Origin of the sequence: Cyanobium sp. Alchichica 3B3-8F6 (assembly GCF_024346435.1) — a bacterium.
Taxonomy (GTDB): domain Bacteria; phylum Cyanobacteriota; class Cyanobacteriia; order PCC-6307; family Cyanobiaceae; genus Cyanobium_A.
The window spans coordinates 114,629-129,034 of the sequence record NZ_JAGQCZ010000003.1 but is presented as its reverse complement, the minus strand read 5'-3'; the positions used below and the strand labels follow the sequence as shown (position 1 = coordinate 129,034).

The 14,406-nt window shown below is 67.5% G+C and carries 17 protein-coding genes; 12 read left to right on the top strand and 5 right to left on the bottom strand.

Going from position 1 to position 14,406, the window contains the following annotated elements; all coding sequences use genetic code 11:
- Positions 1–83: 83 nt before the first annotated feature.
- Positions 84–1,640, top strand: coding sequence for a B12-binding domain-containing radical SAM protein (locus KBY65_RS03925; protein WP_254988293.1), 1,557 nt, complete (start codon positions 84–86; stop codon positions 1,638–1,640).
- Between the two features lie 15 nt (positions 1,641–1,655).
- On the opposite strand, the gene purU is transcribed toward KBY65_RS03925, so the two are convergent.
- Positions 1,656–2,531: a formyltetrahydrofolate deformylase gene (gene purU / locus KBY65_RS03920; protein WP_255000591.1), complete on the bottom strand. Its 876-nt coding sequence runs from the start codon at positions 2,529–2,531 to the stop codon at positions 1,656–1,658.
- A gap of 134 nt (positions 2,532–2,665) precedes the next feature.
- On the opposite strand from purU, the gene psbQ reads away from it, so the two are divergent.
- Genes psbQ through pstS form a run of 3 tightly spaced genes read left to right on the top strand, consistent with a single transcriptional unit; the run spans position 2,666 to position 5,355 of the window.
- Positions 2,666–3,187, top strand: coding sequence for a photosystem II protein PsbQ (psbQ, locus tag KBY65_RS03915; protein WP_255000590.1), 522 nt, complete (start codon positions 2,666–2,668; stop codon positions 3,185–3,187).
- Positions 3,188–3,239: 52 nt separating this feature from the next.
- Positions 3,240–4,307, top strand: coding sequence for an NAD(P)/FAD-dependent oxidoreductase (locus KBY65_RS03910; protein ID WP_255000589.1), 1,068 nt, complete (start codon positions 3,240–3,242; stop codon positions 4,305–4,307).
- Between the two features lie 55 nt (positions 4,308–4,362).
- Complete coding sequence (pstS, locus tag KBY65_RS03905) at positions 4,363–5,355, top strand: phosphate ABC transporter substrate-binding protein PstS (protein ID WP_094558938.1); 993 nt, start codon at positions 4,363–4,365, stop codon at positions 5,353–5,355.
- 15 nt (positions 5,356–5,370) lie between these two features.
- Here the strand turns inward: pstS and dnaK are convergent, their stop codons facing one another.
- Positions 5,371–7,284 carry a molecular chaperone DnaK gene (gene dnaK, locus KBY65_RS03900; protein WP_254988290.1) on the bottom strand — a complete coding sequence of 638 codons (1,914 nt, stop codon included), beginning with the start codon at positions 7,282–7,284 and terminating at the stop codon, positions 5,371–5,373.
- Between the two features lie 113 nt (positions 7,285–7,397).
- Here dnaK and KBY65_RS03895 point away from each other — a divergent pair, with 113 nt between their 5' ends.
- The 4 genes from KBY65_RS03895 (at position 7,398) to KBY65_RS03880 (ending at position 9,751) form a co-directional block, all read left to right on the top strand.
- Positions 7,398–8,309 (top strand): shikimate dehydrogenase, encoded by a 912-nt coding sequence (locus KBY65_RS03895; protein ID WP_255000588.1) that lies wholly within the window; start codon positions 7,398–7,400, stop codon positions 8,307–8,309.
- A 27-nt stretch (positions 8,310–8,336) separates the two neighbouring features.
- Positions 8,337–8,798: a Tic20 family protein gene (locus KBY65_RS03890; protein WP_094558941.1), complete on the top strand. Its 462-nt coding sequence runs from the start codon at positions 8,337–8,339 to the stop codon at positions 8,796–8,798.
- A 78-nt stretch (positions 8,799–8,876) separates the two neighbouring features.
- Entirely contained in the window at positions 8,877–9,239 is a 363-nt protein-coding gene (gene rpsF, locus KBY65_RS03885; protein WP_255000587.1) for a 30S ribosomal protein S6, read from the top strand.
- Positions 9,240–9,502: 263 nt separating this feature from the next.
- The gene (locus KBY65_RS03880) at positions 9,503–9,751 is read left to right on the top strand and encodes a hypothetical protein (protein ID WP_094558943.1); all 249 of its coding nucleotides are present in this window, start codon (positions 9,503–9,505) and stop codon (positions 9,749–9,751) included.
- Here KBY65_RS03880 and KBY65_RS03875 read toward each other — a convergent pair.
- Both KBY65_RS03875 and KBY65_RS03870 read right to left on the bottom strand, forming a co-directional pair.
- A complete protein-coding gene (locus KBY65_RS03875) occupies positions 9,748–10,956 on the bottom strand; it encodes an argininosuccinate synthase (protein ID WP_254988285.1) in 1,209 nt (402 codons plus the stop codon). The two genes, KBY65_RS03880 and KBY65_RS03875, sit on opposite strands and share 4 nt — an antisense overlap.
- A gap of 18 nt (positions 10,957–10,974) precedes the next feature.
- Positions 10,975–11,202: a hypothetical protein gene (locus KBY65_RS03870; RefSeq protein ID WP_255000586.1), complete on the bottom strand. Its 228-nt coding sequence runs from the start codon at positions 11,200–11,202 to the stop codon at positions 10,975–10,977.
- A gap of 80 nt (positions 11,203–11,282) precedes the next feature.
- Between KBY65_RS03870 and KBY65_RS03865 the strand changes: the two genes are divergently transcribed.
- The 3 genes from KBY65_RS03865 to KBY65_RS03855 are packed head-to-tail and all read left to right on the top strand — an operon-like array spanning position 11,283 to position 12,962.
- Positions 11,283–11,558, top strand: a complete 276-nt coding sequence (locus tag KBY65_RS03865; protein WP_094558945.1) for a DUF3134 domain-containing protein — start codon at positions 11,283–11,285, stop codon at positions 11,556–11,558.
- 55 nt (positions 11,559–11,613) lie between these two features.
- Positions 11,614–12,702, top strand: a complete 1,089-nt coding sequence (gene mraY, locus KBY65_RS03860) for a phospho-N-acetylmuramoyl-pentapeptide-transferase (RefSeq protein ID WP_255000585.1) — start codon at positions 11,614–11,616, stop codon at positions 12,700–12,702.
- Positions 12,703–12,725: 23 nt separating this feature from the next.
- Positions 12,726–12,962, top strand: a complete 237-nt coding sequence (locus KBY65_RS03855; protein WP_254988282.1) for a hypothetical protein — start codon at positions 12,726–12,728, stop codon at positions 12,960–12,962.
- Here KBY65_RS03855 and KBY65_RS03850 read toward each other — a convergent pair.
- A complete protein-coding gene (locus KBY65_RS03850; protein WP_198953804.1) occupies positions 12,959–13,132 on the bottom strand; it encodes a cytochrome B6 in 174 nt (57 codons plus the stop codon). The two genes, KBY65_RS03855 and KBY65_RS03850, sit on opposite strands and share 4 nt — an antisense overlap.
- Before the next feature lie 69 nt (positions 13,133–13,201).
- On the opposite strand from KBY65_RS03850, the gene purT reads away from it, so the two are divergent.
- Positions 13,202–14,401 carry a formate-dependent phosphoribosylglycinamide formyltransferase gene (gene purT / locus KBY65_RS03845; protein ID WP_255000584.1) on the top strand — a complete coding sequence of 400 codons (1,200 nt, stop codon included), beginning with the start codon at positions 13,202–13,204 and terminating at the stop codon, positions 14,399–14,401.
- Positions 14,402–14,406 lie beyond the last annotated feature (5 nt).

The window sequence follows — 14,406 nt, the reverse complement described above, 5'->3', positions numbered from 1 at the left end:
GAGGTCCCCGTCCGGCGTCTCACCTGAACCAGGAAACCCTGCTGTTTGAGCCCGCCCAACCTGAGGCCGGTGCTCTCAAGGCGGTGCTGGCCTTTCCCAGCACCTACACGGTGGGCATCACCAGCCTGGGCTACCAGGTGGTTTGGGCCACCCTGGCGCAACGAGCCGACGTGGATGTGCGCCGCCTATTCACCGACCAGGGCGACCCGCCGCACCGGATCTGTGATCTCTTTGGCCTGTCACTGAGCTGGGAGCTCGACGGCCCGGTGCTGCTGGATCTGCTAGAGCAGCAGCGCATTCCGATCTGGGCCAGCGAACGGGGCGACAGCGACCCGATCGTGTTCGGCGGTGGCCCCGTGCTCACGGCCAACCCCGAGCCCCTGGCACCCTTCTTCGATGTGGTGCTGCTGGGCGATGGCGAACTGCTGCTGCCCGCCTTTGTGGATGCGCTGCAACAGCACCGCGGCGCCCCGAGGGCCGAACGGCTGCGGCAGCTGGCCCAAGTGCCGGGCGTGTACGTGCCCAGCCTCTACGCCCCTCGCTACTCCAGCGAAGGCCAACTGCTGGCCGTAGAACCGATCGAACCGGGCATCCCAGCCACGGTGGCCAAGCAAACCTGGCGCGGCAACACCCTCAGCCATTCGGCCGTGATCACCCCGGAGGCGGCCTGGCCCTCGATCCACTTGGTGGAAGTGGTGCGCAGCTGCCCGGAGCTGTGCCGCTTCTGCCTGGCCAGCTACCTCACCCTGCCCTTCCGCACCCCCAGCCTCGATGACGGCCTGATCCCTGCGGTAGAGAAGGGGCTCACCGCCACCCAGCGGCTGGGCCTGCTGGGGGCCTCGGTGACCCAGCACCCCCAATTTGCCGACCTGCTGGCCTGGCTGGATCAGGATCGCTTCGAAGGCACCCGGGTGAGCGTGAGCTCAGTGCGGGCCGCCACGGTGACGCCCGAGCTGGGACGGATCCTGGCCAAGCGGGGCAGCAAGTCGCTCACGATCGCCATTGAGAGCGGCAGCGAACGGATGCGCCAGGTGGTGAACAAGAAGCTCGCCACCGAAGAGATCTACGCCGCCGCCTGCTACGCCAAAGAAGGCGGCCTCACCGGCCTGAAGCTCTACGGAATGGTGGGGTTGCCCACCGAGGAAGACACGGATGTGGTGGCCACCGCCGAACTGCTGCTGGCCCTGAAAAAAGCAACGCCGGGGCTGCGGCTCTCCCTGGGCGTGAGCAGCTTCGTGCCCAAGGCCCACACGCCGTTCCAGTGGCAGGGGGTGCGGCCCGAGGCCGACAAGCGCCTGAAGCTGCTGGCCAAGCGGCTCAAGCCCAAGGGCATCGAGCTGCGCCCTGAAAGCTACGGCTGGAGCGTGATCCAGGCACTGCTATCGCGCAGCGACCGGCGCCTGGCCCCGGTGATCGCCGCCGCCAGGGGCCGTCACGAAAGCCTGGGGGGCTGGAAGCAGGCCTACCGGGCCGCGGTGGAGACCAGCCGCTCCGGACCCGAAGCTCCACCTCCCTGGGACGACGTGATCCACATCACCTGGAATCAAGATCGCGTCTTGCCCTGGGTGCACCTGGAAGGCCCCCTACCGACAGCCACCCTGGCCAAACACCGCAGCGAAGCCCTGGGCGAATCGCGCTGAAGCCCGACCCAAGCCTCAATCAAACACCGCCGTCCGCCCGCGATAGACCATCACCTGACGGCAGAGGTGCAACCGCAGGGCCCTTGCGAGAGCCAGGCGCTCGCAATCGCGGCCCTTGCGGATCAGGTCGTCCACATCGTCGCGGTGGCTCACATGCACCGTGGCCTGCTCGATGATCGGGCCGCCGTCGAGCTCTTCGGTCACGTAGTGGGCGGTGGCACCGATCAGCTTCACGCCCCGCTCCCAGGCACGGTGATACGGCTGGGCGCCCTTGAAGGCCGGCAGGAAGGAGTGGTGGATGTTGATCACCTGGTGCCCCTGCATGCCCTCGCCGCGGAAGCGGGCCAGAAACCCCGGGCTGAGCACCTGCATGTACTTGGCCAGCACCACCAGCTCGATCTGGTGCTCGACCAGGAGCTGAAGCTGGGCCTGCTCGGCCTCGTCTTTGCTGCCAGCACTCACCGGCAGATGCACGTAGGTGGCGCCGAAACCCTCGGCCACCGCGCGCAGGTCGGGGTGGTTCGACACCACCAGCGGCACAGTCATCGGCAGCTCGCCGGCGCGGGTGCGCCAGAGCAGATCCACCAGGCAGTGGTCCTGCTTGCTCACGAAGATCGCCACCCGCGGCAGCTCATCGGAGAAGTGCACCTGGCCCTCGCCGCCCAGGCGCTCGGCCAGGGCCGCCACCGCTGGCGCAATCGCCTCCCGCGGCAACCCAAAGCCCTCCAGCGCCCACTCGATCCGGCTGAGAAACAGGCCGGCGCCCAGATCGGTGTGGTGGTCGGCATGGAGGATGTTGCCGCCGTTGGCCGCCACCCAGCCCGAGAGCTCGCTCACCAGGGCGGGGCGATCCGGGCAGATCACCTGAAGGATGGCGGTGGGTGCAGACATGGCCGCGCGCGACGTCAACTGCAGACGTAGCACCCCGAGGTGTCGCAAACAGGTTGCGAGGGGCTACAGAGAGGGGCTTTGGGCCAGGGGGCACCGATACACTCAGCCCCACGAATCAGGTGTTGGTGATGGTGATGGCTTCTGCACGGATCCCTGCGGTGATCTCTGCGGCGACCGCTGCGCTCGCCCAGCAGTTGCGCCGCTTTGTCGTGATCGCGCTCGCAGCAGTGCTCTGTCTGGGCCTCACGGCCTGCGACGGCGGCCAAAGCAAAAAGGCCCCAACCATCAGCCCGGAGGATATGGCCCTAATCGAGCGGCAAGCCGAGGGCTTCCTGGCCGCCCGCAACCGCCTGCCCGAACTGGCCGCCCTGGTGAATGAGCGCAACTGGGTGTTCACCGCCAACCTGATCCACGGCCCCATGCAGGAGGTGGGCCGCGAAATGAGTTACATCAACCAGCGTCTGCTTCCCGCCGACCGCCCCGAGGCTGAACAGCGCGCGGCCGCTCTCAAAACCGCCCTGGCCCAGCTCGATGAAGCCGCCCGTCTCCAGGACGGCGACAAGCTGCGCAAGGCCTACATCAAGGTGGCCAGCGGCTTTGGCCTGTATGCCCAGGTGCTGCCCGCCCAGGTGCAGGAAGACCTGAAGCAGGTTTGATCGTTTGATCGCGCCGGGCGGCCGGATCCGCCCACCCCGATCGGTCGTGGTTGTGGGAGCTGGCCTTGTGGGTCGAGCCTGTGCCTGGCAGCTCCAGCAGCGCGGCCACCAGGTGCAGCTGCTCGATCCCGGCCTGAACGGCAGCCCAGATCCCAACTCCGGCAGCTGGGCGGCCCTGGGGGTGCTGATGGCCCAGGTGTTTCACCGCAGTAGCGGCCGCGGCTGGCGCCTGCGCCAGCGCAGCCTGAGCCTCTGGGGCGACTGGCGCCAGCAGCTGGGAGCCCAGGGCTGGCCACTGGCCTGGCGACCGGGGCTGCTGCTGTTGGCCAGCGGCGCCGACGATCTGGAGCGCCAGCAACGCCTGGTGGCCAGCCGCCAGCGTCAGGGCCTGCCCTTGGAGCTCTGGGGCCAAACCCAGCTCGACGCCCTGGCACCGGCCCTGCCGGCAGGGGCCGTGGGCGGCCTCTATTCCCCCGCCGACGGCCAACTGGATCCGGCCACAGCCATGGCTGCCCTGCTGGCAGACGGGCTGCGGTTGGGCCTGCAGCCGATCTGCGATCGCGCCGAGCAGCTGGAACGGCATGCCGGCGGCTGGACGGTGCACACCAGCGGCGGCCAGACCCTGCGGGCCGATGCGGTGGTGGTGAGTGCCGGGGTGGCCAGTGCGGGCCTACTCGCATCCCTCGGCCACAACCAGCCCCAGGAGCCGGTGCTGGGCCAGGCGCTGGAACTGGAGCTGGCAGCCCCCACCAGCTGGGACACGCCTGGGCCCTGGCCCGGAGCCGTGGTGTGGCAAGGAGTCAACCTGGTGCCACAAACCAACACCGGCGATCCTGGCAGCGGGCGGCTGTGGCTGGGGGCAACCCTGGAGCCCGGCGATCAGGCCGATCCAGCCGCCCTGGCCCACCTGCGCGCGTTGGGCGGCGCGGCCCCCGCCTGGCTCGAGCAGGCCGCGGTCATCCGGCGCTGGCAAGGCCACCGAAGCCATCCGATCGGCCAACCCGCCCCACTGCTCGCCCAGCTGGAACCGGGCCTGCTGCTGGCCAGTGGCCACTACCGCAACGGCGTGCTGCTGGCCCCGGCCACGGCGGAGTGGGTGGCCGATCAACTGGAGCCCTAACCTGCCGGCGTGGCGCCTCAGCCACTGCCACCAACCCGTTTCGATCGCTCTCTCCATGGCCGTCGCCCGCTTTCGCCCCACCGCGCTCACCGGGGCCGTCTTCGGCGTGGCGGCTGTGGTCAGCCTGAGCAGCTGCGGTGGCAACGGCCCGACGCTCCAGGCCGCCGGAGCCAGTTTCCCGGCGGGTCTCTACCAGCGCTGGTTTGCCGATCTGGCCAACCAGGAAAAGATCCGCGTCAATTACCAGTCGGTGGGCTCAGGGGCTGGCGTGCGCCAGTTCCAAGCGGGCACCGTGGATTTCGCCGCCAGCGACAAACCCCTGGAGGCCAGCGAAGCCGCCGCCATCAAGCGCGGGGTGGTGCAACTGCCCCTTACCGCCGGCGCCATTGCCGTGGCTTACAACCTGCCCGGCTGCAACCTCAAGCTCAGCCAGACCCAGCTGGTGCAGATCTTTGAAGGCAAGATCAAAAACTTCCAGCAGCTGGGCTGCGCCAACCAGCCGATCCAGGTGGTGGTGCGCTCCGACGGCTCCGGCACCACCTACAACTTCACCAACTCCCTGGCCGCCTTCAGCCCCGGCTGGAAGCAGGGCCCCGGCGTCGGCAAATCGGTGAACTGGCCCACCGGTGTGGGCGCCAAGGGCAATGAGGGCGTCGCCGCCAGCCTGCTGCAAACCAAGGGCAGCCTCGGCTACGTGGAAGCAGCCTATGTACGGGGCGTGCTCCAAGCGGCCGCGATCGCCAACCGCTCGGGCGCCTACGCCCTGCCTGATGCCGCCAGCGCCAGCGAGGCGCTGGCCACGATCAACCTGGGGGCTGACCTCACCGGCAGCGATCCCAACCCCAGCGCCGGCTACCCGATCGTCACCTTCACCTGGGTGCTGCTCTACAAGACCGGCAACGGCGCCAAGCTGCCCGCCCTGCAGAGCACCTTCAACTACGCCCTCAGTGCCGCGGCCCAGCAGCAGGCTCCGGCCCTCGGCTACATCCCCCTGCCCGCGCCGGTGGTCACCAAGGTGAAAGCGGCCCTGGCCGGCGTGGGCGCCTGAAACCAGGGCTCTGGGTCACTTGCTCTCAGTGAACTCGGCGTCGATCACGTCGTCGCTGGCGGAACCGCTGCCCGCCTCGGCGCCCGCACCGTTGCCTCCGGGAGCAGCGCCGCCGGCTTCAGCACCCGCAGCCTGCTGATACACGGCAGCACCGGCGGCATAAAGGGCCTGCTGCAGGGTTTCGAGTTCCGACTTCATGGTGTCGAAGTCGTCCTTCTCAATCGCCTCCTTGAGCTTGACGGACAACGCCTCCACCTTGGCTTTGTCCTCAGCGCCCACCTTGTCGCCCAGTTCGCCGAGTTGCTTCTCAGCCTGGTAGACAAGGGTTTCGGCCTGGTTCTTGAGGTCGATTTTCTCGCGCTTCTCCTTATCGACCGCGGAGTTGGTTTCCGCGTCCTTCACCATCTTCTCCACCTCGTTTTCACTGAGGGTGGAAGCACCGGTGATGGAGATGCTCTGCTCCTTGCCGCTGCCCTTGTCCTTGGCGGTCACGCTGAGGATGCCGTTGGCGTCGATGTCGAAGGTGACTTCGATCTGCGGCACGCCGCGGGGGGCAGGGGGAATGCCGTCGAGGCGGAAGGTGCCGAGGGACTTGTTGTCGCTGGCCATTTCGCGTTCGCCCTGAAGCACGTGGATCTCCACGTTGGTCTGGCCGTCCACCGCCGTGGAGTAGGTCTCCGTTTTCTTGGTGGGAATCGTGGTGTTGCGGGTGATCATCTTGGTCATCACACCGCCCAGGGTCTCCACACCGAGGGAGAGCGGGGTGACATCGAGCAGCAGGATGTCCTTCACCTCACCGGCCAGCACACCGCCCTGAATGGCGGCGCCCACGGCCACCACTTCGTCGGGGTTAACGGTCTGGTTGGGGTCCTTGCCGGTGACGCGCTTGACCAGCTCCAGCACTGCCGGGATGCGGGTGGAGCCACCCACCATGACGATCTCATCGAGCTCGCCGGAGGAGAGCTTGGCGTCCTTGAGGGCCTGCTCCACCGGCACCCTGCATCGATCAATAAGTTTGGAGGCCAGCTCTTCAAACTTGGCCCGGGTGAGGGTGAGGTCGAGGTGCTTGGGACCTTCAGGGGTTGCCGTGATGAACGGCAGGTTGATCTCGCTCTGGGTGGCACTGGAGAGCTCGATCTTGGCCTTCTCGGCAGCCTCGGTGAGGCGCTGCAGGGCTTGCTTGTCCTGGCGCAGGTCAATGCCCTCGTTGGCCTTGAAGCTGTCGGCCAGGTGATCCACGATCACCTTGTCGAAGTCGTCGCCGCCCAGGTGGGTGTCCCCGGAGGTGGAGAGCACCTCAAACACGCCATCGCCCACCTCCAGCACCGACACGTCGAAGGTGCCGCCGCCCAGGTCGAACACCAGGATGCGCTCGTTGCTCTTGCGGTCGAGGCCGTAGGCCAGAGCCGCCGCCGTGGGCTCGTTGATGATGCGCAGCACCTCAAGGCCGGCGATCTTGCCGGCGTCCTTGGTGGCCTGTCGCTGGGAGTCGTTGAAGTAGGCGGGCACGGTGATCACCGCCTGGGTGACCGTTTCACCGAGGTACTTGCCGGCATCTTCGGCCAGCTTGCGCAGCACCTGGGCGCTCACTTCCTCGGGGGCGAACTGCTTGTTCAGCACCGGGCACTTCACCTTCACATTGGCGCCGGCCTTCTCCACGCCATAGCTCACCTCTTTCGACTCTTCGTTCACCTCATCAACGCGACGGCCGATGAAGCGCTTCACCGAATAAAAGGTGTTTTCGGGGTTCATCACCGCCTGGCGCTTGGCGATCTGGCCCACCAGCTGATCCTGGTTTTTGGTGTAGGCCACCACCGAGGGGGTTGTGCGGAACCCTTCAGCGTTGGCGATCACCGTGGGCTTGCCGCCCTCCATCACGGCGACGCAGCTGTTCGTGGTGCCGAGGTCAATACCGACGACCTTGCCCATGGGTTACCACCTCCTTACGGTGAATGAATCGGACTGGATGCATCTTCAGCAGCTGGGGCCTTCCCAGGCGAGGTGTGGTTCCCGAACAGCCCCTGCCGCCAACGCTTTCGTCCATGCCCACGCCGATCTCCGGACACACCGCTCTGGCTGGAGTTCTTGGGGATCCGGTGCGCCATTCGCTCTCGCCGGCAATGCACAACGCCGCCCTGGCGGAGCTGGGCCTCGACTGGGTTTACCTGGCGCTGCCCGCGCCGGCGGAGGAGCTGGAAACGGTGGTGCGGGGGCTGGAGGCCCTGGATTGCCGCGGCCTCAACGTCACCCTGCCCCACAAGCAGGCCGTGGCCCGGCTGTGTCGCAGCCTTTCTCCCCTGGCCGAGCGGGTGGGGGCGGTGAACACCCTGGTGAGGCACCCCGAGGGCGGCTGGCTGGGGGATAACACCGATGTGACGGGCTTCCTGGCCCCCCTGCGAGCCAGCGGCAGCTCCTGGCACGGCCGGCGGGCCGTGGTGCTGGGCTGCGGCGGCAGCGCCCGGGCCGTGGTGGCCGCCCTGGTGGAGCTGGGCTGCGGCGCCATCACGGTGGCCGGCCGCAGCAGCGCCCGCCTGGAGGGCCTGCTGAGCCCCTGCCGCAGCTGGGCGCCGCAGGTGCAGGGGCTGGCCTGGGATTCACAAACCGAAAGCCTCCAACACGCCCTGGCCCAGGCTGATCTGGTGGTCAACACCACACCGGTGGGCATGGCATCAGCCACCAACCCAGAGGCGGCCCAGCAGAGCCCACTCACGCTGGCCGAGCTGGAGACACTCCGGCCCGGCAGCACCGTCTACGACCTGATCTACACGCCGCGGCCCACGGCCCTGCTGCAGGCGGCCAGCGCCCGGGGCTGCCAAAGCCTCGATGGACTGGAGATGCTGGTGCAGCAGGGAGCAGCCGCCCTGCGCCTGTGGAGCGGCCTTGAAACGGTGCCCGTGGCCGCCATGCGAGCCGCAGCTCTGGCCCAGCTCGGCGGCGGCAACAGCCGCCCTTAGCCTTGGGGCCGCGGCAAGGTCCAAGCGATGCAGGCTCCACCGATCTGGCAACGGCTACTGGCCGCCCTGGCCTACCTGCTGCCCTGGAGCGACGCCTTCCCCTTTGGCCGCGCCCTGTTTGGCCTGTTTCCGGCGCTGCAGTGGCTGGGGGTGCCGGTGCTGCCGGTGGCACTGCTGGAGCAGGTCGTGCCCTTTGGCGGCCTGGTGCTGTTCCTGGTGCTGTTCCTGGCGGTGGTGCGCAACAGCCAGGTGCCCTACCTGATCCGCTTCAACGTGCTGCAGGCGATCCTGATCGACATCGTGGTGGTGCTGGTCACCCTGGCCTTCCAGGTGCTGCAGCTGGGCGCCCTGGATTTCGTCGGCAAAACCCTCAGCAACACTGTGTTCATCGGCATCCTGGTGCTGGTGCTGTTCGCGATGATCCAGAACCTACGGGGCAAGGACGCCGACATCCCCAGCCTCTCTGAGGCAGTGCGGATGCAGCTGTAGGGTGGTTGATCCGTCGCTGGTGGGCGCCTGCCCGCTGGCCGCTGCCCCAAACCCTGAGGCGACACCTTCAAAGCGACCATGACGCAGCCCTATTACGAGTCCATGTACATCCTTCGTCCGGACATTCCGGAGGAAGAGGTAGAAACCCATGTCGCCAAGTACCGCGACCTGGTGACTGAATCCGGTGGAGAAGTGCTCGATTGTCAGATGCGCGGCAAGCGCCGTCTCGCCTATTCGATCGCCAAGCACCGCGAAGGCATCTACGTGCAGCTCAACCACAATGGCGACGGCCAGCAGGTGGCACCCCTCGAGCGCGCCATGCGCCTGTCGGAAGATGTGATCCGCTACCTCACCGTCAAACAGGACGGCCCCATGCCGGCCCCACGCACCCTGCCTGGCGCCGTCAGCGAAGCCGCCCCCATGGAACCGGCCGCGGTTTGACCGCAGGGCATCCAACCCTGCTTGTGCAAAGCCGGGCGTGACCGTAACCTCCATCCATGGAGTCGGATTGCAGTCCATCTGAATCGAATTTGCAGGCAGAGCCGACCACAACATCGGCTGCTGAGCATGGTGCCGGCCCCCTGATCCCTCCTCCACCGAAGTGGCAGTCTTCTGTCCCTTCGGTTTTTTCATGGCATCAGCAGCAGGAACGCCGGGAGGCGCTGGAACAGGAACTCGCCAAGACCCGTGAGGAGCTTCAGGCGATGCAAACGCTGCTTGAAGAGCTGCCTGCCCTGTTTGAAGACAAATTCCGGCAGCGCCTGCAACCCAAGTTGGAGCAGCAGCAACGGCTGCTCGAGGACAACGCCACCCTGCGCCAGCACCTGCTTCAGCTGCAACCGGCCAGGGATTCAGGGCGTCAACCGCTGCTGATGCCCCGTCAACAGGAGCGGCCGCGGATGCGCCAAGCCCTGCGGCATGCCTTTGGACTGAACAGCAACCGAGCGGCCTAACGCTGACGCTGGTTGGCCGCCCAAAGGCGGGTGGGCAGGCCCCACACGTAGATGAAGCCTTCGGCAGCCCGATGGTCGAACTGATCACCGGCGTCGTAGGTGGCCATATCGGGCACGTAAAGGCTGTTGCTGGCGCTGCTGCGACCCACCACGGTGGCGTTGCCCTTGTGCAACTTGATCCGCACGCTGCCGTTCACCACCGCCTGGGTGCGCTCGATGAAACCATCGATGGCGTCCTTGAGCGGGCCATACCAAAGGCCCTGGTACACCAGATCGGCCCACTGCTGCTCCAGCTGTCGCTTGCTGCGCAGCACGTCGGCCGCCAGGGTGAGGCTCTCGAGCTCCTGGTGGGCCCTGATCAACAGCAGCAACCCCGGAGTTTCGTAGATCTCGCGGCTCTTGATGCCCACCACCCGGTTCTCAATCATGTCGAGCCGGCCAAAGCCGTGGCTGCCAGCCAGGGCGTTGGCGCGGCGGATCAGGCTCACCGGATCGAGGCGCACGCCGTCGATGCTCACCGGATTGCCCTGCTCAAAGCCGATCTCCACCACCTGGGGCACCGCCGGGGCGTCGTCCACCGAGCGGGTCATGGCGTAGATCTCCTCGGGCGGCTCCACGTTGGGATCCTCCAGGGGGCCGGCCTCGATCGAGCGACCCAGCAGGTTGAGGTCGATCGAATAGGGCGACTTCTTGCTCACCGGCGAGGGAATCCCGCAGCGCTCGCCATAGGCGATTGTTTCCTCGCGGCTCATGCCCCACTCGCGCGCCGGGGTGAGCACCTTCAGATCAGGCGCCAGGGCGCCGATGGCCACATCGAAACGCACCTGGTCGTTGCCCTTGCCAGTGCAGCCGTGGGCCACCGCATCGGCGCCCACCTCGCGGGCGATCTCCACCAGGCGACGGGCGATCAGCGGCCGGGCCAGGGCTGTGCTGAGCGGGTAGCGGCCTTCATACAGAGCATTGGCGCGGATCGCCGGGAAAGCGAACTCGGTGATGAAGGGCTCGATCAGGTCGCCCACAATCGACTGGCTGGCGCCGGAGTCGAGGGCTTTCTGGCGGATCGGTTCGAGCTCATCACCCTGACCCAGGTCGGCGGCGAAGGTGATCACCTCCTCCACCCCCCACTCCTGCATCAGGTAGGGAATGCAGACGCTGGTGTCAACACCACCGGAATAGGCCAGCACCGCCTTCTTCGCCCGACCCATCAACGCCGCTCCATGTGCTCAGTCGGTCGATTCTCCCCTGTCGGGGTCGGGCAGCGACCAGCGGGCCAGCAACCAGAGCCCCACGACCAGGGGCGGCACCAGCACCAGCAGCCACACCAGCGCCGGCTGCACCGGCAACGGGGCTGGCCAGCGCTGGCCGGCGGCAGCCAGCAGGGCACTGATCGCCAGGGCCAGAGACCACAGCCGCAAAACCCCCGTCAACGGGCTGGTAACCATCGGTGCCATGGGGATTTTCAACGCTGACGCTATGGTGATCCATTGGTCTAGCTGGGCCTTCTTCAGCGGGCCCGTCGTCAGCAACACCTATGAGCACACTCGCGACCAGTGGCAGCAGTCGACTCGACACCATCAACCCTTCACTGACCCGCTACGGGCGCAGCGAGCCGGCCCCAGTGCTGCCGCTGCGGGATGAGCCCGACCTGCTGAGCTGGCTCGAAACCAGTGGACGCTTGGTGGCCGACGAGGAAACCGCCAGCACCGACGTGAGCACGGTGGAAGAGGAAGAGCTCTCGGCGCTGATGGGTGAGAAGGAGGACTACAACAAGGACGACGAGCAGCAGGACGAAAACTGGGAAGATTGAAGCTGGGGCGAACGGCGCCGACAAGGGAAACTGGGACGCTCGTCGTCCCAAGTCCTTGCTTGCGTCCTCCAAGCCCAGCAGTCTGGTCAGCGCGATCCTGCTGGCCCTGGTGCTCCTGCTGGCCTGCGTGGTGTGCGACTGGCAAGCCCGCGCAGCCCAGCTCACCCCCCCCCTGCTGCTGGCCGGCCTGATCAGCGCCGGCGTCACGGCCTGGGGGATACCGCGGCTGCGGGAGCTCAAGCTCGGCCAGGTGATCCGCGACGAGGGACCCCAGGGTCACCTGAGCAAAGCGGGCACCCCCACCATGGGTGGGCTGCTGGTGGTGCCAGTGGGGGTGCTGGTCGGTGGCCTGATCACCCCGAGTGATCCACGGCTGCTGGCCGTCGCCGCCGTCACCCTGGCCTATCTGGCCATCGGCGCCATCGACGACTGGCGCAGCCTCACCCGCCGCACCAACACCGGTCTCACCCCCCGGGGCAAACTGCTGCTCCAGGCGGGAGCGGCCCTGCTGTTTTTGGTCTGGGCCGCCACTGGTCAGTGGCTGGGGGGCGCCTCACCCGGCGACATCGCGCTGCCCCTCGGCTGGGTGCTGCCGATCGGAGTGCTGATCTGGCCGCTGGGATTGTTTGTATTTCTGGCCGAAAGCAACGCCACCAACCTCAGCGACGGCCTCGACGGCCTGGCGGCGGGTTGCGGCGCCGTGGTGTTCACCGGCCTGGGGCTGCAGCTGATGCTGCGCGGCCATGAAGGCGATGCCTCCCTGGCCGGCTTCTGCGCTGCGATGGCCGGCTGCTGGCTGGGCTTTCTGGCCCACAACCGCCATCCCGCCCGGCTGTTCATGGGCGACACCGGCTCCTTGGCGATGGGGGCCGCCCTCAGCGCTGTGGCCCTGCTCTCCAACAGCCTCTGGCCGCTGCTGGTGATGGGCGGGGTGTTCCTGGCCGAATCCCTCTCGGTGATCCTGCAGGTGTGGGTGTTCAAGGCCACCAAAAACCCCAGCACGGGCCAGGGCCGGCGGCTGTTTCGGATGGCGCCGCTGCACCACCATTTCGAGCTGGGGGGCCTGAACGAACAGGTGGTGGTGATCCGGTTCTGGATCGCCAGCCTGCTACTGGTGGGAGTGGGTTTGGTGCTGCTGCCCTGAACCCTGCCATCGCCCCTGATCCCATGGCCTACTTCACCTGGAAGGACACCGGCCTCAGCTCCGACTGCGCCAGCCTCGCGGCCATGGCCTCCCGATTCGAGGAGGCAGCCGCCCTGATGCGGCGCATGGCCAGCGAAGGGTTCCAGCTGGAACGGCACAGCGATGGCCAGCACATCACCCATCGCGACCCAACGGTGTTTGAGGCCTACGGCTTCATCAACGAGGAATCGCCCGTGCGCCAGCTCACCCTGCTGCCCTAGTTGCGACGCAGGTAACCCACCACCCACACCACCACAAAGGCCAACGAGGAGAGTCCGAGATAAATCAGGGCCCACTTCTGCAGGGTGGCGATATCCCAGCCGAACAACAACCCGTTGGCGGCGTCCCCGGCTGTGCTGAAACCCAAGGGCAAATCCAACAGCCAACCCATCAGTGCGCCCTCGGTGTGCAGGAAGATCGGTTCCATCTTGCTGTCCGGTACCCGTCCCGGACACCGACCATGCCCTCACCTGCCCCCACCTGCCTGCCCACCACCCTGATGCTGCTGGGCAGCGGCGAGCTTGGCAAGGAGGTGGCCATCGCCGCCCAGCGCCTGGGCTGCCGCGTGATTGCCGTCGACCGCTACGCCGGCGCCCCGGCGATGCAGGTGGCCGATGCCACCGAGGTGATCGCCATGACCGATGCGGAGGCCCTCAAGGCCGTGGTGCGCCGCCACAAGCCCAACCTGGTGATCCCGGAGATCGAAGCCCTGGCGGTGGATGCCCTGGCCGAACTGGAGGCCGAGGGCATCACCGTGATCCCTACCGCCAGGGCCACAGCGGTGACCATGAACCGCGACCGGATTCGCGATCTGGCTGCCACGCAGCTGGGCCTGCGCACCGCCCGCTTCGCCTATGCCCACAGCGCCGCCGAACTGGCCGCCGCCGCCGCACCCCTGGGTTGGCCGGTGGTGGTCAAGCCGGTGATGAGCTCCTCCGGCAAGGGCCAGAGCGTGGTGCAGGGCCCTGAGGGCATCGCCGCGGCCTGGGAAGCAGCCATGGCCGGCGCCCGGGGGGAGGGGTCCCAGGTGATCGTGGAGGAGTTTTTGCACTTCGAGCTGGAGATCACCCTGCTCACCGTGAAGCAGTGGACGGGGCCAACGCTCTTCTGCCCGCCGATCGGCCACATCCAAGAGAGGGGCGACTACCAATGCAGCTGGCAGCCGGCCGCCATGCCCGCCGAAGCCCTGGCGGCCGCGCAGGCGATGGCCCAGGCCGTCACCGACAACCTGGGCGGCGCCGGCCTGTTCGGCGTGGAGTTTTTCCTCTGCCGCACCGCCGCTGGAGAGCTGGAGGTGGTGTTCTCCGAGCTCTCGCCCCGCCCCCACGACACCGGCCTGGTGACCCTGGTGGGGCAGAACCTCAGCGAATTTGAATTGCACCTGCGGGCGGTGCTGGGATTGCCGATCCCGGCCATCCGCAGCCTTGGGCCCGCCGCCAGCCGGGTGATCCTGGCCGAAGCGCCTGGCACCCCGGTGACCTACGCCGGCCTCGCTGAGGCCCTGGCGGAGGAGGACACCCAGGTGCTGCTGTTCGGCAAGGCCGAAGCCCGGCCCCAGCGGCGCATGGGCGTGGCCCTGGCCCGCAGCAGCAGTGAAACGGAAGCCCGTCGCAAGGCCGATGGCGCCGCGGCCCGGATCCAAGTGCGACCCTCCAACTGAACAAC